The sequence below is a fragment of the Streptomyces sp. NPDC012466 genome, assembly GCF_042955215.1.
Classification (GTDB): domain Bacteria; phylum Actinomycetota; class Actinomycetes; order Streptomycetales; family Streptomycetaceae; genus Streptomyces.
This window is the reverse complement of record NZ_JBIBEQ010000002.1, coordinates 53,523-74,994: the sequence shown is the minus strand read 5'-3', so window position 1 is coordinate 74,994 and position 21,472 is coordinate 53,523. Positions and strand designations below refer to the sequence as shown.

Here is a 21,472-nt window from a genome sequence, read left to right as displayed (position 1 = left end):
CACCGCCGGCCTTCCGCGTTACCGGGAGAGGTTTTCTACTGGCAGTCCTCGCCGTTGTTGATGCACTGGACCATCTCGTTCATCACGTTCTCGTCGAAGAAGTTGATGAAGTCGTTGTGGTCGGTGATCGGCTTGTGCAGCTGCTCCGGGAAGGAGTCCACCGCGAAGGCGCCCTGCAGCTGCCCGTTGTTGATCTGCGGCGCCGGGATGTCGTAGACCAGCCGGACCTGGAGCTGGGGGATGGCCTTGAAGCCGTTCGAGCAGCTGCCGTCCGCCTCCACGAAGTCGACGTGGGTGCGGTGGTTGGCGCTGTCGATGTTCTGGCCGTCCCAGCAGCTCTGGAAGTTGGACGTGCGCACCACGGAGCTGCCCTCGGGGCAGATCGGGTACTTGTCCGTCACCTGCCGGTCCTCGAAGCCGGTGCAGCTCCACGAGGTGTTGGCGTTGTTCAGGCCGTTGGTCAGGGACTTGGCGTCACCGGTGATGATGCGCAGGGCCTTCGGCATCGCGACGACATCGCTGGTGCGGTTGCCGACGAACTTCAGCTGGGCCTCGGCCGGCTCGACGATCTTGCCGACGTTGCCGTCCTGGCCACCGCCGGGCTGACCCTGGTCGATGTCCTGCGTACCGTCCTGGATACGGATGACCGGCCAGAAGTACGACGACTTGTCGCCCTGGTTCTGGCAGGACGTGTCGGCGTTCGCCAGGTCCTCGTCGCTCGCGAAGGCGTTGTTGCTCTGGTTGCCGACGTAGTCGTGCTGGTGCTTGGCACCGTTGGAGACGCCGGGCGCCACGATCACGTTGTCCGAGTTGCGGTTCTCGTTCTCGTTGGTGCCGCAGTTCGTGGTGAAGGTGCCCGTGGAGCCGCCGTCGCCGTTCGCGGCGAGGCCGTTCGGCAGGTTGCGGGAGTTGGGCTGGACGTTCTCGATGTTGATGAAGTCGTCCGCCACCGGGCCGTTGTCGGCCTGCCCGCCGTTGCCGCCCTGGCCCTGTCCGTTGTCCTGGCCGCCGTTGTCCTGGCCCTGGTCCTGACCGCCGTCGTTCTGACCGCCGTCGTTCTGGCCGTCGTTGTTCTGGCCGTCGTTGTTCTGACCGCCCCCGGCCTGGCCGTCGTTGGTGTTGGCGTCGGCCGCCATGCCCTTGCACTCGGCGAGCTGCTCGAGGTTGCCCGGGGCCTGTCCGCCCACCCGCCGGATGTTGATGCCGATCCGGTCGATGACCGCGACCCGCTTCGACTTCAGCGGACCGAGGATGGCGTTGTTGACGAAGCCCGAGTCACCGGCCTGGGCCTGACGCGTGGAGGCGAGACGGGTGTAGGCCTCGCTGATCTGCTTGTCGAGGTTGGCCAGCTCCTTGTCCACCCCCTGGCGAGCGCCGTCCGGCACATCGGTCAGCTTCTGACCTACGTCCGGGCACTGGATCGTGGCGATCTGCGCACCCGCGGACTTCGTCTGGTTCGCCGAGTTCTCCTCGTGCGCCGAGGCGTAGAAGTTTGCCCAGATCAGCCCGCCCCCACCGAGCGCTAGGGCCGCCGATGCGGCAATGGCCTTGGTGGCCAGCGGCGTACGGCGTTTTCTTGTGTTGCGTCCCATGGAACTCCTCTGACTTCCTTTTTCGGGGGCATCGAGGCGCCCGACAGGAGTGAAGCGGCTCCCTTCCATACGGAGCCCGTCCCACGGGTGTTCAGGGGTCCCGGAAATTGATGCGAGATTCGTGAGGACTCTGTGTTCTCAACATCCCCTGGAGCACCGGGAGTTGCCGATCACCCACAGGGGGTGAGGAGGCGGGTCCGGTTTCACCGGCCGTGGTCGAGATACGCGAGAACCGCCAGCACGCGGCGGTTGTCGTCGTCCGAGACCTCCAGGCCCAGTTTGGCGAAGATGTTGGCGGTGTGCTTGGCGATCGCCCGTTCCGTGACGACCAGCTTCCCCGCGATCGCCGCGTTGGACCGGCCCTGCGCCATCAGCTCCAGCACCTCCCGCTCCCGGGGCGTCAGCCGCGCCAGCGGCCGGTCGTCGCCCGAACGGCGGCTCAGCAGCTGCTGGATGACCTGCGGGTCCATCGCCGTGCCGCCGGCGGCGACCCGCCGTACGGCGTCCACGAACTGCTCGGCGTCGAACACCCGGTCCTTCAGCAGATAGCCGACCCCACCGCTGCCGTCGGCGAGCAGCTCACGCGCGTACAACTGCTCCACGTGCTGGGAGAGCACCAGCACCGGCAGCCCGGGCCGCTTCCGGCGGGCGTCGAGCGCGCACTGCAGGCCCTCGTCGGTGTGCGTGGGCGGCAGGCGTACGTCGACCACGGCGACGTCCGGCTCCAGCTCGGCCAGCGCGGCGGCCAGTTCGGGCCCGGTCTCGACGGCCGCCGCGATCTCGAAGCCGTGCGCCTGCAGCAGCCGGACGAGTCCGTCGCGCAGCAGGAAGAGGTCTTCGGCCAGGACTACGCGCAAGGAATCTCCATGGTGACCATGGTGGGGCCGCCCGCGGGGCTGCTGACGGCCAGGACGCCGTCGAATGTACCCAGTCGCCGCTCGACCCCGGCCAGCCCCGAACCGGCCCCGATCACCGCACCGCCCTTGCCGTTGTCCGTGACGATCGCCCGCAGCATGCCGTCCGCCCGGTGCAGGTCGACCCAGATCCGGTCGGCGCCCGAGTGCTTCACGGCGTTGGTGAGCACCTCGCTCACGGCGAAGTACGCGGCCGACTCCACGGGAGCCTCGGTCCGCCCGGGCAGATCCACGCTCACCTCGGTGAGCACCGGCAGCCGCAGCGCCAGAGCCCGCACGGCATCGCCCAGGCCGCGTTCGGCGAGCACCGGCGGGTGGATGCCCCGCACCAGCTCGCGCAGCTCGGTCAGGGCCTCCACCGAGGACTTGCGGACCTGCGCGATCAGCTCCTTCGCCTGGGCAGGGTCCTTGTCGAGGAGCGCCTCGATGGTGCCCAGGTCCATGCCGACGGCGACCAGCCGGGCCTGGGTCCCGTCGTGCAGGTCCCGCTCGATGCGCCGCAGTTCGGCGGCGGAGGAGTCGACGGCGTCGCGCCGCGTCTCGGTCAATACCCGTACGCGCTCGGCCAGTTCCCCCTGGTTGCTGCCGAGCACGGCCCGGGTGAGCCGGAAGTGGACGTGCAGCAGGCGCGGGGTGAGGAAGTGCGCGAGGAACAGCAGGACCAGGCCCAGGGCCGCCGCGCCGAACGCGGACGTCTGGTCGTGGACCCGCACGAAGCCGTACCAGTAGCCGTCTGCACCGTCCAACACCCGCCACAGCCCGGCCGCGATCGCGAACCCCTCCAGCGGATAGAAGAGCAACACCGCCGGCAGCAGCGCCGTGACGAACCCGGCGGTCATATCGACCGGCAGCCACCGCAGGTCCCGCCAGGTCGCCGGGTCGCGCAGCATCCCGAAGGTGCGCGCCCAGGGGGTGGCGCCCTCGGGCAGCGGCCGGTACGCCGGAGGGATCCGCACCCCGCCCCACTCCGCCGCGAGCACCCGCCGCGAGTTCGCGAACGCCCGCACTCCCGTCAGCACGTACGGCGTGGTGACGATCCCGACCCCGATCGGGATGAGCGCGATCGAGACCAGGGACAGGCAGAAGCACAGCACCGCCCCCGGCAGCGAGACGAGGGCCAGCGCGAGCCCCCGCACCGCGGCCAGCCCGATGCCCCGCCCTGTCGTCCGCCCGTCGCCGTTCTCGGTGTCCGTGGTCATGGCGTCAGTCTCGCCGAGCGGGCGTGCGCGGTCACGGGGCCGGGACACCTGGCCGGGGGTGGTGCCAGGTACACCCCGGGCCGGTGGGCGGCGGCCTATGTTCCGGTGTCGGCCGCGAGGGCTCTCGTCCATCCGGGGCCGGTGGGCGGCCGCTTAAGTGCCGGTGTCGGCCGCGAGGGCCCTCGTCCATCCCGGCCCGGCGGGCGGCGGCTCACGCTCCCGTGCCGGCCGCGAGGACCTTCGCCTCCACCTCCGGGTCGAGGCCCGAGCGAGGCCGGTCCGGGCGCTGGGGTGCCACACCCCCGGCGTCCTGGAGCCAGCGCCAGGTGTCCGCCACGGTCTCCTCGACGGGCCGGCAGACCAGCCCGGCCCCGACCGCCCGGGAGACGCCCGCACGGTGCAGGGCGTCGTGCAGGTCGCTGCCCGGCGGTACCCACACCGGCAGCTCGGTCCACGGCTCGATGCCCGCCTCCAGGATCACCCCGGGCTCGGTCCAGCGGAGTTCGGCGGTGCCGCCGGTCACCCGCGCGCAGGTGTCGAGCAGCGTGCCCATGGTGGCGTGCCCCTGCGGACTGACCAGGTTGTACGGCCCGCTCAGCTCCCGTTCGGCCGCGTGCAGGATCCACCCGGCCAGGTCGCGTACGTCCACGTACTGCAGGGGCAGGTCGCGCGGGCCCGGTGCCAGTACGGGGCCGCCGCGCGCCGTCCGGCCCAGCCACCAGGGCAGCCGGCCGATGTTCTCGTACGGGCCGAGGATCAGCCCGGACCGCACGAGCACCGACCGGTCCGCACCGAAGGCGTCCAGCACGGCGAGCTCGCCGCCCCGCTTGTCCTGCGGGTAGGCGGTCTGCTCCGCGTCGGCCGACGCGCCCTCCACCAGGGGCGCGTCCTCGTCGTATCCGGCGAGCGGCGCCCACGCGTACACCGAGCAGCTCGACACGTACACGTACCGGCCGGCGCGGCCCCGCAGCAGCCGCGCCGTGTCCCGCACCGCGCGGGGCGCCGCGGACCAGGTGTCGACGACGACGTCCCACTCGCCCGGGTCGTCGGCGAGGACGGCCAGGCCGCCGGGCGCGGTGCGGTCGCCGAGCAGCGACCGCACGCCCGGCGGCGCTGCGTGCCGCCCCCGGTGGAAGACGGTCACCTCCCAGCCACGCCCCAGCGCCGCCTCCACGACGGCCCGCCCCACGAACTCCGTACCACCCAGCATCAGAAGCCTCATGCCGGTGACTCTGCCCCGTGGGGCGAGGGGATGGAACGGGGATCTGCTGTCAGCAGACGCGACGGGAGGGCGCGGGGCCGGGCCTCAGTGGGCCGTCGGCGGCACGTACTTGTAGCCCACGCGGCGCACGGTGCGGATCGTGTCGCGGTGCTCGGCGCCCAGTTTGCGGCGCAGACGGGCCACATGGACGTCGACCGTACGGCCGTCACCCACGTGCCCGTAGCCCCACACCGTGCCGACCAGCTGGTCGCGGGTGTGCACCCGGCCGGGGTGCGCCACCAGATGGGCCAGCAGCTCGAATTCCAGGTACGTGAGGTCGAGCGGCCGCCCGGCCACCTGGGCGGTGCGCTGCACCGTGTCGACGCGGATCAGCGGCTCGCCGCCCGGCTCGGCCCCGGGCTCCGGTCCGGTGGCCTGCGGCAGATCGGGCACCGCCACCGGGAACGGCGGCTGCTGGTCGGCCGGGACGAGCACCAGGTAGCCGATCATCGGCGGCTGCCCCGGCAGCACGGGCAGGGTGTGCTGCGGCGCCGGCAGCCAGGTGGCACCCGGCGGCAGCAGATCCGCGACGGTCACCACCTCGTCCCGGTCGACGGCACGCAGCCGGTGCCGAGGGCCCGGGGCCACGGAGGAGGTGAGGGGTGCGGCGGTGGACAGGGAACGAGTGGTCGCCATGAGAGGTCAGCTCTTTCGCGCGAGGAGTTCGTCGGGGAGGTCGACGGCCGCGATTCGTGGTCGGGTTCGCCGAGGGACGTACGCGGTTCGCGCTGGCCGAAGGCCGGGGTGTACGGCTTTAGAGGGCCGGCGCGTTCATCGCGCGGCAACACACCCGGTCGAAGTCGTGGTCCTGGCGGGACGGCCAGAAGGGCTCGAGGTCATGGCGACCCGTCGCGAGGTGCTTCTGGTAGCTGGCCATGGGCCCATTGAAGCAGAGGAGATCCTCCGCCGGGAGTCTCCTCTCACTGCTTGGACATCCGCGGGGCGGACCGCCGGACCGCCCGCACCTCATCCCACCAGGCGCTTGCGCCAGTCCACTGGTGTGACGTCGATGGCCTTGCCCGGGTCGCCGTCCCACTGCGTGGACAGCCCGGACGAGGTCAGCGCCGCCACGACCTCGTGTCCGACGGCCGTGGTGGTCTTCTCGGAGTCGTCGAACCCGCCGTAGTACAGCGACAGGCCGTGTCCCTCCGCCGCGGCGCGGGTGCCCTGGCGGTGGAAGAAGACGAAGCCGCGCACCGTCGCCTCGTCGTCCGCCTCCGCGCCGATCTCCGACATGCCGCAGCCGCGGCAGCAGGTGAAGTTCTCCCGCGCGACGATGCCGGCGTCCTCCAGGGCGGCGAAGGCCCGCTCCAGCCGGTCCGGATCGGTCGGCCCGGTCCACGTCTCCTGCTCGTCGACCTGCTCCAGCCACAGTCGCTCGACCACCACGCGGGCCTGCGCGGGAGACAGGGGGGACGCGTCCTGCGGGCCCGTCATCAGGTACACCGTCTCGCGGATCATCTCCTCGATGCCCAGGTAGCCGTCCCGGAGCATGTCTCGGACGTACCGCTCGGCCCGCGCGGCGACCTCGGGCGCGGGCGCGGGAGGTTCCTCGGGCAGGCCGAACTCCTCGCGCTCCCAGGTGACTCCGGCGTCCCAGCCGTCCTCCTGCCGCGCCCAGCGCGCCATCACCCCGGCGACGAGGGCGGGGTCGGTCACCCGGGTCACCCACAGGTGGGGGACGGACCCGGTGCGGTGCTCGAGGTCGTACGAACCGTCCTCGTGGCGCGCGGTCTGGATGAAGACCCCCGGCCGGTCCGGTATCCGCTGGACCACGAGGAAGCGGTCGTCGGCACCGCCGATCCGCTCCACCAGCTCCCGCAACTCCCGTGCGCAGATCCGCGCGTACGTCTGCCCGCTCTCCGTCAGCACCGTGACCGCGAGGCCCCCGTCGATCTCCATGCCCTCACTGTGGCACGCCCCACTGACAACGCGAGGGGGCGCCCACCGCGAACGGTGGGCGCCCCCTCGGGAGCCGTGGAGCGCGCCGGTCAGACCTGGCCGGCCTTCTCCAGCGCCGAGCAGCAGGTGTCGACGATCAGACGGGTCACCACGTACGGGTCGACGTTGGCGTTCGGGCGGCGGTCCTCGATGTAGCCCTTGCCGTCCTTCTCGACCTGCCACGGGATGCGGACCGAGGCGCCGCGGTTGGAGACACCGTAGGAGTACTCGTTCCACGGGGCGGTCTCGTGCAGACCGGTCAGGCGGTCGTCGATGCCGGCGCCGTAGTTCTTGACGTGGTCGAGGGGCTTGGAGCCCTCGCCGAGCGACTCGCACGCGGTGATGATCGCGTCGTAGCCCTCGCGCATCGCCTTGGTGGAGAAGTTGGTGTGCGCGCCGGCGCCGTTCCAGTCGCCCTTGACCGGCTTGGGGTCGAGGGTGGCGGCGACGTCGAAGTCCTCGGCGGTGCGGTAGAGCAGCCAGCGGGCCACCCACAGCTGGTCGGAGACCTCCAGCGGGGACAGCGGGCCGACCTGGAACTCCCACTGGCCGGGCATCACCTCGGCGTTGATGCCGGACAGATCGAGGCCCGCCTTCAGGCAGTTGTCGAGGTGGGCCTCGACGACGTCACGGCCGAAGATCTCGTCCGCGCCGACACCGCAGTAGTAGCCGCCCTGGGGGGCCGGGAAGCCGCCCTTGGGGAAGCCGAGCGGGTAGCCGTCCTGGAAGAAGGTGTACTCCTGCTCGATGCCGAAGATCGGCTCCTGCGCCGCGAACTTCTCCGCCACCTCGGTCAGCGCCGCACGGGTGTTGCTGGCGTGCGGGGTGAGGTCGATGTTCAGGACCTCGCACAGCACCAGGATGTCGTCGCCGCCGCGGATCGGGTCCGGGCAGGTGAAGACCGGCTTGAGCACACAGTCCGAGGAGTGGCCCTCGGCCTGGTTGGTGGAGGACCCGTCGAAGCCCCAGATCGGCAGCGCGTCGAGACCGGCGGGGGAACCCGCGATGATCTTGGTCTTGGAACGCAGTTTGGCCGTCGGCTCGGTGCCGTCGATCCAGATGTACTCAGCCTTGAAGGTCACGGGCCACATCCTTCGGGGGTGTGTCTGGGCGCGTATCGCGGGTGCTGCGGCGCTGCGGCACCGATGCGCCGCGTCTGCTGCCCGGCAGCCTGGCAACAGGCGATTTCCCGGCCATTGCTCGGATGTGAACCCCGTGTTACCTGGTGTCGCTGTGCCGCACCTCACGCCGGGAGGGCGTGGTGCCGGGGCGGCGCCGGTCACCGGCTCCCCTCCGTCGGGCCGGTGACCGGCGCCGCACGGCCCGGACGCGCCGGTCCCGCCGCCCCTGGCCGGGGGCGGCAGGACCGGTGACACGTACGAGGAGGGCGGCCGAGGGGGTGGCCGCACGCCTCATCCGTTCAGTCGGTCGTACGGCCTCACCCCACCTTCTCGATCAGGGCCCGGCGGATCAGGAACTTGCCGGGCTCACGGACCTGTTCGAAGGCCGCGTTGTTGAGCAGCGCACAGCTGCCGGAGACCGAAGTGACCTCCACCGTCGTGGACTTGTTGTTGTCCAGGTTGGTGACCTTCAGCTTCGTGCCGGCCGGGAACTGGTTGCTGGACGCGGCAGGCGCGCCGCCCTCGCCGGAGAGCGTGACGGTCGAGCCGTTGCACACCTGCTGCCCGGAGGCCGCGCCGCCGCCGGGGTTTCCCGCGGGCGCGGACGCGGCGGGCTGCGACGGCTGGGCCGACGCCGCGGGAGGCTGTGCCGGCTTCGCGGGCTGCGACGGCTGTGCGGTCTGGGAGTCCTGAGCCGATTCCCCGACGGCGCACCCGGACGCCTCCTGCTTCCGCTTGATCTCCGCGACGACCGCCTCGCGGTTGGCGATCCGCGCCTCGGACTGCGCGTCGGGCCTGGCCCGCTGGTCCGCGATGAACTTCTGGTTGTTGCCGAGGGCGGTGGCGAGGCCCAGGCAGACCGTCGACTCCGACGCCGACTTGGGGGTCGGCGCGGCGTTCGACGTGCTCGCCATGACGAAGGCCCCGCCTCCCGCCACCGTCGCCGCGCTCACCAGCAGCGCGATCTTCTTCTTCGTGCCGAGAGTTCTCCTGCGCGACATGCGCGCCTCCTGAAGAGGTAGGGGAGCGTACGCCGCTATGTACGAGATACCGAACGGGGTGACTCAGCGGTTACAGGAGTCACTCAAGTGACCTGTGCCACACGGGGTCTGGCGACTGGTCAGCGCGACAGGGCGTCCCGCACGGCCTCGTCGCTCCGGCCGACCACCGCCGTGCCGTCGTCCGCGGTGATGATCGGGCGCTGGATCAGCTTCGGGTGCTCGGCGAGCGCCGTGATCCAGCGTCCGCGCGAACCGGCGTCCCGCGGCCACTCCTTGAGCCCGAGCTCCTTGGCGTCCGCCTCCTGGGTGCGGGTGATGTCCCAGGGTTCGAGCCCGAGGCGCTCCAGCACGCCGCGGATCTCCTCCTCGCTCGGCACGTCCTCCAGGTAGCGGCGGACGGTGTAGTCGGCGCCCTCGGCGTCGAGCAGCGTCAGGGCGCTGCGGCACTTCGAACACGCGGGATTGATCCAGATCTCCATGAGCACACGGTACGCGCCGACTGTCTTGTTCGATTTTCTGGCGCCCCTCCCGTCCCTCGTGGAGCTGCCGTGACGCGCTGCCAATTCCTGTGCTCACCTGGGCTTTTGGCGGGCCCTGCGGACTGCCTGTTGTCAGTGCCGGGCGGTAAACTGTAAGCAGTGTTCGAGGGTGGCGCCGGGGATGCCGACATCTTCGGTGAGCCGCCCGACCGCGACAGGAGGATGCCTGTGCCCGCTGCCGCCCTGAAGTCGAAGCCGTTGCCCGCCCAGTCCACCGCGAAGCGTCCCGTCCTGCTCGACCTGCCCTACGTGCCCGTGGAGAAGCGGCCGCTGCCGCCGGGCCGGCCCCGCGAGTGGTACGTGTCGCACAACCGCCGCCTCAAGGCGATGCGCCTGGCCATCGCCCTGCTCGACTCGGGCGTCTACATGCCGAACCAGGCCCGTGACGAGACGATCCGCGACACGGCGGAACTGATCGGCGTCCACCCGCCGTCGGCCACGACGTGCCACATGGTGCGGGCGTTCATGCGCTACTCCCGCTGACCCGTCCGCTCCGGTCCGAGCGCCGGGTGCCCCGGACGGCGGGGTGCCCGGCGCTCGCTCACGCGGCCCGGCCGGGTGCCGCGAACACCGGCGGGTTCAGGCGGGCGAAGCCCTCCTGCCGCTCGTAGGGGAAGTAGGGGTAGGGCGCCGGGCGGTGGCTCACCGCGTCGAGCTTCGCCACCTGCTCGGGGGTGAGGCTCCAGCCGACGGCGCCGAGGTTCTGGCGCAGCTGCCGCTCGTCCCGGGCGCCGATGAGGACCGAGGACACGGTCGGCCGCTGGAGCAGCCAGTTCAGTGCGATCTGGGGCACCGCCTTGCCCGTCTCCCGCGCGATCTCGTCCAGTGCGTCGACGACGTCGTAGAGGTGCTCGTCGGAGACGGGCGGGCCGTGGCCGGCGGTGCGGTGCAGCCGGCTGCCGGGTGGGAGCGGTGTGCCGCGGCGGACCTTGCCGGTCAGACGCCCCCAGCCGAGCGGGCTCCAGACGATCGCGCCGAGGCCCTGGTCGAGGGCGAGCGGCATCAGCTCCCACTCGTAGTCGCGGCCGATCAGGGAGTAGTACACCTGGTGGGCCACATAACGCGGGTGGCCGTGCCGCTCCGCGGCGGCGAGGGACTTCATCACCTGCCAGCCGGAGAAGTTGGAGACGCCGGTGTAGCGCACCTTGCCCGCCCGGACCAGTGAGTCGAGCGCGGCCAGCACCTCCTCGACCGGCGTCCCGGCGTCGAAGGCGTGCAGCTGGAAGAGGTCGAGATGGTCCGTGCCGAGCCTGCGCAGGGCGTCCTCGCAGGCGCGGATCAGCCGGGAGCGGGAAGACCCCGCGTCGCCCGGCCCGTCGCCCATGGGCAGGCTCGTCTTGGTGGAGACGATCACCTGGTCCCGGCGGCCCTTGATCGCTTCCCCGAGCACCTCCTCGGACGCGCCGGCGGAGTAGACGTCGGCGGTGTCGAACATCGTGATCCCCGCGTCCAGGCAGATGTCCACCAGGCGGCGCGCCTCCCGGGCGTCGGTCGTGCCCCACGCGCCGAAGAGCGGACCCCGCCCGCCGAAGGTGCCGGCTCCGAAGCTCAGCGCGGGGACCATGAGTCCGGACGCGCCCAATCGCCTGTATTCCATTCCGGGCCCCTTTCAGGAGCGACTCCGCTTTAACGGGTCTACGGTTCCGTTAGTGGTCACTAAGGTAGCAGAGTGGAGCTGCTAACGGAACGGGAGTACCGTTATGGATGACGGAGGGGAGCCGGGGACGATCCGGCCCGGTGGGCGCACGGCGCGGGTGCGGGAGGCGGTGCTGCGGGCGGCCGAGGACGCCCTGACCGAGCAGGGCCTCACCGGCCTCGACCTGGCCGACGTCGCGCGCCGCGCCGGGGTGGGGAAGACGACCGTCTACCGCCGCTGGGGAACCGTGACTTCTCTGGTGGCGGACCTCTTGGAGGACATGGCCGAGCAGTCCGCGCCGCGCACCGAGACCGGGTCACTGCTCGGCGATCTGACGGCCAACGCCCGGCTCGTGCAGCGGACGTTGACGGACCCTCGGCAGGGGCCGCTGTTCAAGGCCCTGATCGCCGCCGCCACGGGGGACGGGAAGACGGCCGCGGCCCTGCACCGCTTCTACGACATCCGCGTCCGGGAGTGGGCCCCCTGCGTCCGGCAGGCCGTCGACCGGGGCGAGGCGCCCGAGGGCACCGACCCGCACGAGGTGATCCGCGCGGTCTCCGCCCCGCTCTACTACCACCTGCTGATCAGCGGCGGCCGGCTCGACGAGGCCCTGGCCGACCGGGCCGCCGAGGCGGCGGCGACAGCGGCGGGAGCGGGAGTGTACGTACGGGACGCGGGCCGATCCCGGCCACGGGAGACGGACACGTCCCGGCGCGCGTGAGGGGGGACGCCCGTCCCGGGTGCCGGCCGGCCGAGCGGCACCCGGACGTGCCGCCCCTCAGCCCGCCGCCAGCTCCCTCTCCAGCGGTGTGCGGAAACGCGGCGTGATCCTGGTCGCCCCCACCCACCCGCCGAGCCGCTCCGCCTCCGACTCGATCGCGGCGAGGGCCTCCCGGCCGATGCCCTCCTCGTCGAGGATCCGCCAGGTGATCTCCCCGTCGGGGCGCTGCGCCCAGCCGCCGACCACCCGCCCGTTCCACCACACCGTCGGCCCCACGTTGCCGCTGCGGTCGAACAACCGGGGCCGCAGCTCGGGCGCGAGGTACCAGTCGCGCTGCTGCCAGCCCATCGCGGTGGGGTCGAGAGCGGGCAGCAGCGCGGCCCAGGACTCGCCGGGCGAGGGTACGGGGTCCGCGTCCCCTTCGGCCACGTACCCGGTGCCCTCGTCCAGCGCCACAGGCTCCGCCCCGATCGCGGCCAGAGCCCTGCGGACCTCCGTCACGCGCCACCCCGTCCACCACTTCAGATCGGCCTCGGTCGCCGGACCGCACGCGGCGAGCCACCGTCCCAGCAACTCCGCCTGCGCCCCGGCCGTGTCCAGCTCGGGATGCTCGGGCGCCACGGCCCAGCGGAACCGGCTGGACGTCCAGGAGCCGAGCGGCCGGCCGCGCACCACCTTCCCCTCCACACCCAGCACCTTCAGCAGCCGGGTCGAGACGGAGTGCATCCCCTGGTAGCTCTTCCCGGCCGCGTACACGAACTGCTCCCGCAGGCGCGGCTCGTCCTCGGCGAGTTCACCGGCGGTCGCCTGCCCGCGCCGGGCGAGCGCGGCCAGCGTCGACTCCTCCACGTCCTTCAGCCAGGCCGCGTCCGGCGCCCCGGCCGCCGCCATGTGCGCGAGCAGCGCCGCCCGTTCGCGGGCGGCGACCGCCAGACCCGTCGAGGCGTGCACGACGGCGGCCAGCTCGGTGGGGAACACGAACACCGTGTGCCGCATGCCGTGCATCCGCACCAGGGAACGGTCCTCGTACAAGGCCCGCCCGGTCTCCTCGACGGTCCCGGCGGAGTCCGCGAGCCGGGCCCCCACCGCGAGATACACCGTCGCCGGGTCCGTGCCGTGCAGCGCGACCAGGGAACCGGCGACCTCCTCGGGCGTCCCGGCCCGCGCCCGCCCGGCCAGCCGCTGACGCAGCGCGAGCCGGGCCCGCCGCTCCGCCACGCCGATGTACCGCTGCGCACCCATGACGGCCTCCACTCGTCACACCCGGATCCCCCTGCATCATCGCGGACGCCACTGACAAGCACCCCTCCACACGCCTCAGGCGTACCGCTTCAGCAGCCCCGCCACGTACGCCTCCAGCCGCCCGCCCAGCACCTCCGGTGTCAGATCAATCCGGCCCAGCTCCCGCCAGGGGCCCGCCAGCTTCGCCGCGTCGGGGACGTATGCCAGGGCGTCGAGCAGCCGCCAGTACAGATGCTCGGCGCCGTCGGCCAGGCGCCTGCCGCCCCGAGCCTCGTAGCGCTCCCGGAAGCCGAGGCCGTACTCCGGCCCGTGCAGCAGCGCCAGCGCTGTTGAGCAGTGGGCGACATCGAGGTCGGCGGGTCCCCAGGAGGTCTCCACCCAGTCGACGACACCGCTGATCCGCAGACCGGCCCCCGAGCCCGTGAACAGGACGTTCCCGGGGTGGAAGTCCCGGTGCAGGAAGCAGCCGTCGTACGGCGGGGGATCGCGGCGGATGACGTCCACGGCCCGCTCCCAGCCCGGGGGGACCGCAGCCGGCGACGTCCACGCCTGGTAGGTCCGCGGACGCTCCCGGGGGACGACCCGGTGGATTTGGGCCAGCTGGGCCGCCAGCAGGTCCACCCGCGCGTCGAGTTCCTCCTCGTCGACCCGGACCCGCCCCGGCAATACGGACATCAGCAGGGACGGATGGTCGCAGTGCTCGCCGGCCGCGTCCACGCCGATCAGCTCGGCGGCCGGTACGCCCTGCTGCTCCGCGAGCAGCACGAGGATCTCCGCCTCGCGGGCCAGCAGCCCGGGCGCGTGCCGCCGGAAGAAGGGCTTCACGAAGGTCCGCAGCGCCAGCCCGGTGCCGTCGTCGAGGGTGAGCCGCCGCAACTGGGCGCTCCAACCCCCGCTCAAGAAGGCCGACTTGTCGACAGTACGGCCCTCCGGGAGCTGCTTGGACACCCACGCGCGGGTCGCCGTCCAGCCCTGCTCTCCGAGCCCGGTCAGGACGGCGGTGACGAACTCCCGCCGGTCGTCGGGGTGATCACGGAACCACAGGCCCAACCGGTGCTCCGCCTCGGGGAGTTCCAGGTGGGTGAACTGCGCACGCCGGGCCAGCGCCTCCGAGCAGGCCTCCGTCACGGCGGGCGGGATGACCTCGTCCGTGCCCGGCACCACGAGCACCGCCCGTCCCTCGAACGCCCGCAGAACGTCGAACGCGGGCGCCGCACGCCAGCTCCCGGGCGTGCGGATGATCTCGCTGAACCGCCCGTCCCCCTCGCCGAACGGCACGTCCCACGCCTTGGCCGCGTACACCGCCGGCGCGCACAGCCCCAGGGCGGCCACCCGGTCCCCGTAGTGACGGACGAGATCGGCCACCGTCTGGCCGCTCATGCTGAACCCGACGAGGACCAGCGGCCCGTCCCCGCGCGCGTGCGCGTCGATGACGGAAACGGCCTGCTCGAAGCGGCGGCGCAGGCTCAGCTCCCGCAGCAAGCCGGTGCTCTCCCCGTGCCCCGAGAAGTCGAAGGCGAGGGCATGGCAGCCGTGTGCGGCGAACTCCGTCAGCAGCGGCACCAGCCGCTCCTTGCTGCCGCGGCCGGCGCCGTGCAGCAGGACGACCGTGGCCCGGGCCCGCCCACCGGCGCCGGTGGACAGACCGCTGAGTCGTTCGCCGCCGATGATGTGGGTGAAGGGGATCGGCTCACTCATCCGGCCATTCACTCACGCGGCCACGGCCCGCGAAGGGCGTTCACAGGCCCGGGGCTCCCCAGACGGGGAACCAGCGGCTCAGGTCCTGCTCGATACGCAGATCGCCGGCGAGCGCGGACCGCACCTGCAGTTCGAGTGCGTTGTCACGCCGCCGCGTCCCGTCCGCCAGGGGCGCGAACGGATAGAACGTGCCGCGCTTGTAGAGGTAGACCAGCGCGAGCCGCCGGCCGGAGAGGTCCTCGAACCCGGCGAGGGAGCACAGCAGCTGGGGGCTGAATCCGTTGACCTCCATCTGGCTGTTCACGGCGTGCAGATCGTTCACCAGCGCAGGGAGCCGGTCCGGGGCGCGGCGCGAGACCAGCCAGGAGTAGCCGTAGTCGTCCTGCCGCAGTTCCACCGGCGGGCCGTCACGGTCGGTGTCGGCGTCCAGCAGGGCCTGCACCTCGCGGTGGGACTGCTCGAACGCCGCGCCCTCGACCGTGGCGAAGCAGACCGCGCCCCGCCCGGTCGGTGTGAAGCCCGCGGCGGCCTCCAGCGTCACGGCCGCCGAGGGCAGCGCGAAGAGCCGGTCCAGATCCGCCACGACCGGTTTCGTCCGGCCGAGCAGGATGTCCAGCAGCCCCATGCTCCGCTCACACTCCTCCGGGTGCCGCCTCGCCGAGTTCGGCGGAGATCCGGCCCAGTTCGCCGAGCCGCTGCTCCAGGCTCGGGTGGGTCGAGAAGAGCCGCGCGATGCCGGGCTCGCGGCCCAGCGCCGGCGTGAAGTAGAAGGCGTTGAAGGCCTGGGCGGTGCGCAGGTCCTTGGTGGGGATGCGGGCGATGTCGCCGGAGACCTTGGTGAGCGCGGAGGCCAGCGCCGAGGGCCGGCCGGTGAGCTGGGCGGCCGCCCGGTCCGCGGCCAGTTCCCGGTAGCGGGACAGGGCCCGGATCAGCAGGAAGCTGATCGCGTACACGGCCGCCGACACGCCCATCACCGCGGCGAAGACGGCGGCCGTGTTCTGGTCCCTCCGGCCCGAGCCGAACAGCTGCGAGTAGAAGGCGAACCGCACGATCAGTCCCGCCAGCACACCGAGGAACGACGCGACGGTGATCACGGCGACGTCCTTGTGCGCCACGTGTGACAACTCGTGCGCGAGCACGCCCTCCAGCTCGGCCGGCTCCAGCCGCCGCAGCAGCCCGGTCGTCACGCAGACCACCGCGTGGTCCGGGTTCCGCCCGGTCGCGAACGCGTTCGGCATGTCCATGTCCGACACGGCGACGATCGGCCTGGGCATGTCGGCCAGGGCGCACAGCCGGTCGATCACGGCGTGCAGTTCGGGATACTCCTCCCGCTCCACGACCCGCCCGCGCATGGCGTACAGGGCGATACGGTCCGAGAACCAGTACTGCGCGCCGAGCAGCGCCGCCGCGATCACCACGACCAGCACCCACGACTTCAGCAGCACGATCAACGCGGCGACGAACCCCACGTACAACAGCCCGAGCAGGAACAGCGTGACCCCCATACGGGCGGTCAACCGCCGGTCGCTCCGGAAGCGGCTGTGCATCTGCATCACCCCGCAGCTCACGCACTCGTCCCACAGCCAGTGTGCACCCGGCCCTCCCCATGAACGGGTCGCGACCGGCCCCAGGACCGGCAAAGCCGTCAGCCGCCCCGGCCCACCGCGTACCCCGGCACGGACGGCCACCGCACCGTCAGCACGACCGACTCCTCCTCCGCGACCCACGAGTGATCGACCCCGCGCCCCCACACGACGTAGTCGCCCTGCCGCTCCAGCAGCACACTGCGACCGGGAAGTTCGACGCGGAAACGCCCGCTGACGAGCACCAGCAGCGCGGTGCGTTCCTCCCCACGCACCCACTCCGCCCGCTCGTCCCCCCGAGGATGAACCCCCCACTTGATCTCCACGGCCTCACTGTGCCGCGGATCCCCGACGTCCTTGAAATGCCCGAGGAGCCATCCCCGGTCCAGCGCGGCGTCCTTGCCGGCGTTGCCCACGTACACGCTGTCGTCCACGGGCCGGACGCTAGCAGCCGCCCAAATCGAGTGTGTATCGCCCAAGCGATGGTGTGTGATCGGGGCCATGACGATTGAGCTGGACATGCCGGGGACCGGCGGTTTGAGTGAGGCTGTGGGCGTGCTGCGGGACTGGCAGTACGACGGGGCGCCGATGCAGCTGCATCCAGGAGACGTGGGCTGGTTCTGGCGGTTCGGTGCGGGCGCGACGGCCGCGGCGGTGCGGACCTGGAGCCGTGACGGACGGATCCTCGCCGTCGGGCTGCTGGACGGCCCCGAGCTGCTGCGGCTCACGATCGCACCGGACGCCCGGCAGGACGAGGAGCTGGCGCACCAGCTCGTGGCGGACCTGACCGAGCCGGAGCGCGGTGTGCTGCAGGAGGGGAGGGCGTACGTCGAGGCGCCCGCCGGGACACCGGTCCAGGATCTGCTGGGCCGGGACGGCTGGAACTTCGACGAGCCCTGGACACCGCTGCGCCGGGACCTCGCGCGGCCGGTGGAGGACCCGTGCGTGCGGATCGAGGTGGTCGGGCCGGAGCAGGCGGGCGTGCGGGCCGCCGTACAGCGGGCAGCGTTCGACAGGTCGACGTTCACGGAGGAGCACTGGCGCGCGATGGCGGCCGGCGTGGCGTATGCGGACGCCCGGTGTCTGGTCGCGTACGACGACCGGGGCGAGGCGGTGGCGACGGTGACGGTGTGGTCGGCCGGTCCGGGGAAGCCCGGGTTGCTCGAGCCGATGGGTGTGCACCGGGACCATCGCGGGCAGGGCCACGGCAGGGCGATCACCGTCGCCGCGGCGGCTTGTCTGCGAGAGCTGGGCTCGTCGAGCGCGCTCGTCTGCACCCCGAGCTCCAACGGCGGCGCCGTCGCGACCTACGAGGCAGCCGGCTTCGAGCCACTCCCCGAGGTCAGGGACCGACGCCGCGACAGGCCCTAGTACGGCGCCCTGAAGTTGACGTACCCCAGCAGCAGGATCACCGCCGCCACGCAGCCCAGCACCAGGGCGGTCGAGATCCAGGAGGAGCGGTGGCGGGACGAGACGTACTCCGGGTCGGGGCGGAACGGCACGGGTCCGGGCGGGTTTTCCTTCCAGCGCGCGGCGAGCATACGGGCCCTGGCGGAGGGCTCCTTGTGCTCGGCGCCGTCCGCCCACGCGAGGTCGAACTCGCGCTCCTGGTCGTCCTGTTCGTGTTGGGACATGCCCGCTCCACCCCCCGTGTGGTCCTGCCCCAAGAATAGAACACACGCCCGCGCCCCCGCTGTCGGAAACGACAGCGGGGGCGCGGGCGTCATGCCTCGATCAGGCGTCGATCACACGTCGAAGTACAGCTCGAACTCGTGCGGGTGCGGACGCAGCTGCAGCGGCGCGATCTCGTTCGCGCGCTTGAAGTCGATCCACGTCTCGATCAGGTCCGGGGTGAACACGTCGCCCTGGAGCAGGAACTCGTGGTCGGCCTCCAGACGGTCCAGGACCGCGCCGAGGGAGGTCGGGACCTGCGCGACGTTCGCGTGCTCCTCGGGAGCCAGCTCGTACAGGTCCTTGTCGATCGGCTCGGCCGGCTCGATCTTGTTCTTGATGCCGTCCAGGCCCGCCAGCAGCAGCGCCGAGAAGGCCAGGTACGGGTTGCCGGAGGCGTCGGGTGCGCGGAACTCCACGCGCTTGGCCTTCGGGTTCGAGCCCGTGATCGGGATACGCATCGCGGCGGAGCGGTTGCGCTGCGAGTACACCAGGTTCACCGGCGCCTCGAAGCCCGGCACCAGGCGGTGGTACGAGTTCACCGTCGGGTTGGTGAAGGCCAGCAGCGACGGGGCGTGCTTGAGGATGCCGCCGATGTAGTAGCGGGCGGTGTCCGACAGGCCCGCGTAACCGGCCTCGTCGTAGAAGAGCGGCTGGCCGCCGGTCCACAGCGACTGGTGGACGTGCATGCCCGAGCCGTTGTCACCGAAGATCGGCTTCGGCATGAAGGTCGCGGTCTTGCCGTTGCGCCAGGCGACGTTCTTCACGATGTACTTGAAGAGCTGGAGGTCGTCGGCCGCGGCGAGCAGCGTGTTGAACTTGTAGTTGATCTCGGCCTGGCCGGCGGTGCCCACCTCGTGGTGCTGACGCTCGACCTGCAGGCCGGCCCTGTTCAGCTCCAGGGAGATCTCGGCGCGCAGGTCGGCGAAGTGGTCGACCGGCGGGACCGGGAAGTAGCCGCCCTTGTAGCGGACCTTGTAACCACGGTTGTCCTCCAGGGCGCCGGTGTTCCAGGCGCCGGCCTCGGAGTCGATGTGGTAGAAGGACTCGTTCGCGCTGGTGGCGAAGCGGACGGAGTCGAAGACGTAGAACTCGGCCTCGGGACCGAAGTACGCGGTGTCGGCGATACCGGTCGACGCGAGGTAGGCCTCGGCCTTCTTCGCCACGTTGCGCGGGTCACGGGAGTACTGCTCGCCCGTGATCGGGTCGTGGATGAAGAAGTTGATGTTCAGCGTCTTGTCACGGCGGAACGGGTCGACCCGGGCGGTCGAGAGGTCCGCGCGCAGCGCCATGTCGGACTCGTGAATGGCCTGGAAACCCCGGATCGAGGAGCCGTCGAAGGCCAGCTCCTCGTCGGCGTCGAACGCCTCCGCAGGCACCGTGAAGTGCTGCATCACGCCCGGGAGGTCGCAGAAGCGGACGTCGATGAACTTGACGTCCTCGTCCGCGATGAACTTCTTGGCCTCGTCGGCGTTCTGGAACATCCAGCTCCTCCTACTCCCGACCGTCCCGCCGGGGTGGTAGTTCGTTCGTGCGGCCAGTGCGGGTGGCACACGCTGACCTCGACCCTAGGGACGGGTGATTTCTCTGGCGTGACCCATTTGTTTCGCACAAGTTAACCGGCTCCCTCTCCACCGTAGCCCGGACACACCCCGCCGTGCCCTGGTCATTTGCGGGCGCAGTACCGTGGACGGGTGGACAACAGGCAAGCACTCGGATCGTGGCTTTCCGGGCCCCGCGCGGCCGCGGAAGAGGCCGGTGTCGACTTCGGATACCGGGGCGAGCAGCTCGGTCTGCCCGAGGAAGGGCCCGGTTCGATCGCCCGCCCGGGCCGCCGGCTGGGCGCCCTCGCCGTCGACTGGGGCCTGTGCCTCCTGATCGCATACGGTCTCATCACCCAGAGCTACAACGAGGCGGCCCAGATCTGGGCCCCGCTCACCATGTTCGCGCTGATGGTCCTCACGCTCGGCACGGTCGGCTTCACCCCGGGCAAGCGCCTCCTCGGCCTGCGGGTGCTGGCCCTGGACACCGGCCGGGTCAGCCCGTGGCGCGCCGCACTGCGCACGGTCCTGCTCTTCCTCGCGATCCCCGCCCTGATCTGGGACCGCGACGGCCGCGGGCTGCACGACCGGATGGCGGGCACGGTCGAGGTCCGCATCTGACCCCGACCGCGACAGGAACCATGAACGAGGGGCGCCCGGATCGATCCGGGCGCCCCTCGTCCATGTCGTGTGCGGGGTGTCAGCGCGCCTTCGGCCCGCCCTTCGGCAGCCGCATGCCCTTCGGCATGGGGCCCTTCGGCAGCGGCATGTTGCTCATCAGGTCACCGAGGGCGCGCAGCCGGTCGTTGGTGGCCGTCACCTGCGGGCCGGTCAGCACGCGCGGGAGCTTCAGCATGGTGGTCCGCAGCTTCTTCAGCTCGACCTGACCCTCGCCCGTGCCCACGAGCAGGTCGTGCACCGGGACGTCCGCGACGATGCGGTTCATCTTCCGCTTCTCGGCGGCCAGCAGGGTCTTCACCCGGTTCGGGTTGCCCTCGGCGACCAGCACGATGCCGGCCTTGCCGACCGCGCGGTGCACCACGTCCTGGTTGCGGTTCATCGCCACCGCGGGGGTCGTCGTCCAGCCCCGGCCGATGTTGTCCAGCACCGCCGCCGCGGCACCGGGCTGTCCCTCCATCTGCCCGAAGGCGGCCCGCTCGGCCCGGCGCCCGAACACGATCGCCGACGCGAGGAAGGCGAGCAGGAGGCCCAGGATGCCGAGATAGATGGGGTGACCGATCAAGAAACCGATCGCGAGGAAGACACCGAAGGTGACGATTCCGACTGCCGCGAGTACAAGACCGATCTTCTTGTCGGCCCTGCGGGTCATCTTGTAGGTCAGAGCGATCTGCTTCAGTCGCCCGGGGTTCGCAGCGTCCGCTGCAGGTTCCTTCCTCGCCATGCCACGAAGTCTACGTGGCCCCACAAGCGCCGACGACGGCAGTGCCCGCGGGGGCCCCTGGGGGAGGGCCGGGGGTCAGGGGCGGACGGACAGGGACTGCTCGATGACGCGCTGCGCCTCGAACCGGTCCTTGGCGCGACGACGGTCCTCCAGTACGGAGGTCCAGGCGTTGCGGCGGGCGGTGCGCTGACCGCTGCTCATCAGCAGTGACTCCACGGCGCGCAGTGCGGTCGTGAAGGACGGAATGGCGATGGCGCGGACGGGCGGCGCGGCCTGCATGGGTGAGGTCCCCCCTCGGGTGCGGGTGTACGTGCTGTGAGTTCAGCGTCACTGATTGGTGTTACCAGGGCGTGACCGGCCGGTCAAACACCCATGAAGCCCCGGCGCGGAGTGGCGGAACGCCGACGCGG

Annotated in this window: 24 protein-coding genes; 4 read left to right on the top strand and 20 right to left on the bottom strand. The window is 71.6% G+C overall.

Features of this window, described 5'->3' with window-relative positions:
• Window positions 1-35: 35 nt before the first annotated feature.
• From ACFY9E_RS07830 to ACFY9E_RS07785, 10 genes are all read right to left on the bottom strand, one after another.
• Complete coding sequence (locus tag ACFY9E_RS07830) at window positions 36-1,592, bottom strand: DUF1996 domain-containing protein (protein ID WP_390980461.1); 1,557 nt, start codon at window positions 1,590-1,592, stop codon at window positions 36-38.
• Between the two features lie 203 nt (window positions 1,593-1,795).
• Window positions 1,796-2,449 carry a LuxR C-terminal-related transcriptional regulator gene (locus ACFY9E_RS07825; protein ID WP_390980459.1) on the bottom strand — a complete coding sequence of 218 codons (654 nt, stop codon included), beginning with the start codon at window positions 2,447-2,449 and terminating at the stop codon, window positions 1,796-1,798.
• On the bottom strand, window positions 2,440-3,705 hold the full coding sequence (locus ACFY9E_RS07820; protein ID WP_390980457.1) for a sensor domain-containing protein: 1,266 nt from the start codon (window positions 3,703-3,705) through the stop codon (window positions 2,440-2,442). Before ACFY9E_RS07820 ends, ACFY9E_RS07825 begins: the two co-directional genes overlap by 10 nt.
• 211 nt (window positions 3,706-3,916) lie before the next feature.
• Window positions 3,917-4,927, bottom strand: a complete 1,011-nt coding sequence (locus tag ACFY9E_RS07815; RefSeq protein ID WP_390980455.1) for an NAD-dependent epimerase/dehydratase family protein — start codon at window positions 4,925-4,927, stop codon at window positions 3,917-3,919.
• 84 nt (window positions 4,928-5,011) lie between these two features.
• Window positions 5,012-5,602, bottom strand: a complete 591-nt coding sequence (locus ACFY9E_RS07810; protein WP_390980453.1) for a winged helix-turn-helix domain-containing protein — start codon at window positions 5,600-5,602, stop codon at window positions 5,012-5,014.
• 118 nt (window positions 5,603-5,720) lie between these two features.
• The gene (locus tag ACFY9E_RS07805; RefSeq protein WP_390980452.1) at window positions 5,721-5,843 is read right to left on the bottom strand and encodes a hypothetical protein; all 123 of its coding nucleotides are present in this window, start codon (window positions 5,841-5,843) and stop codon (window positions 5,721-5,723) included.
• An 89-nt stretch (window positions 5,844-5,932) separates the two neighbouring features.
• A complete protein-coding gene (locus tag ACFY9E_RS07800; protein ID WP_390980450.1) occupies window positions 5,933-6,868 on the bottom strand; it encodes a DUF6891 domain-containing protein in 936 nt (311 codons plus the stop codon).
• Between the two features lie 89 nt (window positions 6,869-6,957).
• Window positions 6,958-7,989 (bottom strand): glutamine synthetase, encoded by a 1,032-nt coding sequence (gene glnII, locus ACFY9E_RS07795; protein WP_390980448.1) that lies wholly within the window; start codon window positions 7,987-7,989, stop codon window positions 6,958-6,960.
• Window positions 7,990-8,345: 356 nt separating this feature from the next.
• Complete coding sequence (locus tag ACFY9E_RS07790; protein WP_390980446.1) at window positions 8,346-9,029, bottom strand: hypothetical protein; 684 nt, start codon at window positions 9,027-9,029, stop codon at window positions 8,346-8,348.
• Between the two features lie 119 nt (window positions 9,030-9,148).
• Window positions 9,149-9,508 (bottom strand): ArsC/Spx/MgsR family protein, encoded by a 360-nt coding sequence (locus ACFY9E_RS07785; protein ID WP_390980444.1) that lies wholly within the window; start codon window positions 9,506-9,508, stop codon window positions 9,149-9,151.
• A 228-nt stretch (window positions 9,509-9,736) separates the two neighbouring features.
• Here ACFY9E_RS07785 and ACFY9E_RS07780 point away from each other — a divergent pair, with 228 nt between their 5' ends.
• Window positions 9,737-10,051, top strand: coding sequence for a hypothetical protein (locus ACFY9E_RS07780; RefSeq protein ID WP_390980443.1), 315 nt, complete (start codon window positions 9,737-9,739; stop codon window positions 10,049-10,051).
• A gap of 58 nt (window positions 10,052-10,109) precedes the next feature.
• Here the strand turns inward: ACFY9E_RS07780 and ACFY9E_RS07775 are convergent, their stop codons facing one another.
• Entirely contained in the window at window positions 10,110-11,165 is a 1,056-nt protein-coding gene (locus ACFY9E_RS07775) for an aldo/keto reductase (RefSeq protein WP_390980441.1), read from the bottom strand.
• Between the two features lie 103 nt (window positions 11,166-11,268).
• On the opposite strand from ACFY9E_RS07775, the gene ACFY9E_RS07770 reads away from it, so the two are divergent.
• Window positions 11,269-11,925: a TetR/AcrR family transcriptional regulator C-terminal ligand-binding domain-containing protein gene (locus ACFY9E_RS07770; protein WP_390980439.1), complete on the top strand. Its 657-nt coding sequence runs from the start codon at window positions 11,269-11,271 to the stop codon at window positions 11,923-11,925.
• A 57-nt stretch (window positions 11,926-11,982) separates the two neighbouring features.
• Here ACFY9E_RS07770 and ACFY9E_RS07765 read toward each other — a convergent pair whose 3' ends face one another.
• From ACFY9E_RS07765 to ACFY9E_RS07745, 5 genes are all read right to left on the bottom strand, one after another.
• Window positions 11,983-13,167 carry a DNA glycosylase AlkZ-like family protein gene (locus ACFY9E_RS07765; protein WP_390980437.1) on the bottom strand — a complete coding sequence of 395 codons (1,185 nt, stop codon included), beginning with the start codon at window positions 13,165-13,167 and terminating at the stop codon, window positions 11,983-11,985.
• Between the two features lie 75 nt (window positions 13,168-13,242).
• Entirely contained in the window at window positions 13,243-14,865 is a 1,623-nt protein-coding gene (locus ACFY9E_RS07760; RefSeq protein ID WP_390980436.1) for an alpha/beta fold hydrolase, read from the bottom strand.
• Between the two features lie 40 nt (window positions 14,866-14,905).
• A complete protein-coding gene (locus tag ACFY9E_RS07755; RefSeq protein WP_390980434.1) occupies window positions 14,906-15,490 on the bottom strand; it encodes a hypothetical protein in 585 nt (194 codons plus the stop codon).
• A gap of 7 nt (window positions 15,491-15,497) precedes the next feature.
• A complete protein-coding gene (htpX, locus tag ACFY9E_RS07750) occupies window positions 15,498-16,412 on the bottom strand; it encodes a zinc metalloprotease HtpX (RefSeq protein WP_390980432.1) in 915 nt (304 codons plus the stop codon).
• 98 nt (window positions 16,413-16,510) lie between these two features.
• Window positions 16,511-16,882: a signal peptidase I gene (locus tag ACFY9E_RS07745; RefSeq protein ID WP_390980430.1), complete on the bottom strand. Its 372-nt coding sequence runs from the start codon at window positions 16,880-16,882 to the stop codon at window positions 16,511-16,513.
• 67 nt (window positions 16,883-16,949) lie between these two features.
• Here ACFY9E_RS07745 and ACFY9E_RS07740 point away from each other — a divergent pair, with 67 nt between their 5' ends.
• Window positions 16,950-17,819, top strand: a complete 870-nt coding sequence (locus ACFY9E_RS07740) for a GNAT family N-acetyltransferase (RefSeq protein WP_390980428.1) — start codon at window positions 16,950-16,952, stop codon at window positions 17,817-17,819.
• Here ACFY9E_RS07740 and ACFY9E_RS07735 read toward each other — a convergent pair.
• Both ACFY9E_RS07735 and glnA read right to left on the bottom strand, forming a co-directional pair.
• Window positions 17,816-18,082 carry a hypothetical protein gene (locus ACFY9E_RS07735; RefSeq protein ID WP_390980426.1) on the bottom strand — a complete coding sequence of 89 codons (267 nt, stop codon included), beginning with the start codon at window positions 18,080-18,082 and terminating at the stop codon, window positions 17,816-17,818. The genes ACFY9E_RS07740 and ACFY9E_RS07735 overlap by 4 nt on opposite strands.
• 111 nt (window positions 18,083-18,193) lie before the next feature.
• Complete coding sequence (gene glnA, locus ACFY9E_RS07730) at window positions 18,194-19,603, bottom strand: type I glutamate--ammonia ligase (RefSeq protein WP_363120828.1); 1,410 nt, start codon at window positions 19,601-19,603, stop codon at window positions 18,194-18,196.
• A 210-nt stretch (window positions 19,604-19,813) separates the two neighbouring features.
• On the opposite strand from glnA, the gene ACFY9E_RS07725 reads away from it, so the two are divergent.
• Window positions 19,814-20,281, top strand: a complete 468-nt coding sequence (locus tag ACFY9E_RS07725; RefSeq protein ID WP_390980424.1) for an RDD family protein — start codon at window positions 19,814-19,816, stop codon at window positions 20,279-20,281.
• 79 nt (window positions 20,282-20,360) lie between these two features.
• On the opposite strand, the gene ACFY9E_RS07720 is transcribed toward ACFY9E_RS07725, so the two are convergent.
• Together ACFY9E_RS07720 and ACFY9E_RS07715 are read right to left on the bottom strand one after the other, a co-directional pair.
• Window positions 20,361-21,062 (bottom strand): DUF4191 family protein, encoded by a 702-nt coding sequence (locus tag ACFY9E_RS07720; RefSeq protein ID WP_390980422.1) that lies wholly within the window; start codon window positions 21,060-21,062, stop codon window positions 20,361-20,363.
• A gap of 75 nt (window positions 21,063-21,137) precedes the next feature.
• Window positions 21,138-21,341, bottom strand: a complete 204-nt coding sequence (locus ACFY9E_RS07715) for a hypothetical protein (protein ID WP_390980420.1) — start codon at window positions 21,339-21,341, stop codon at window positions 21,138-21,140.
• Window positions 21,342-21,472 lie beyond the last annotated feature (131 nt).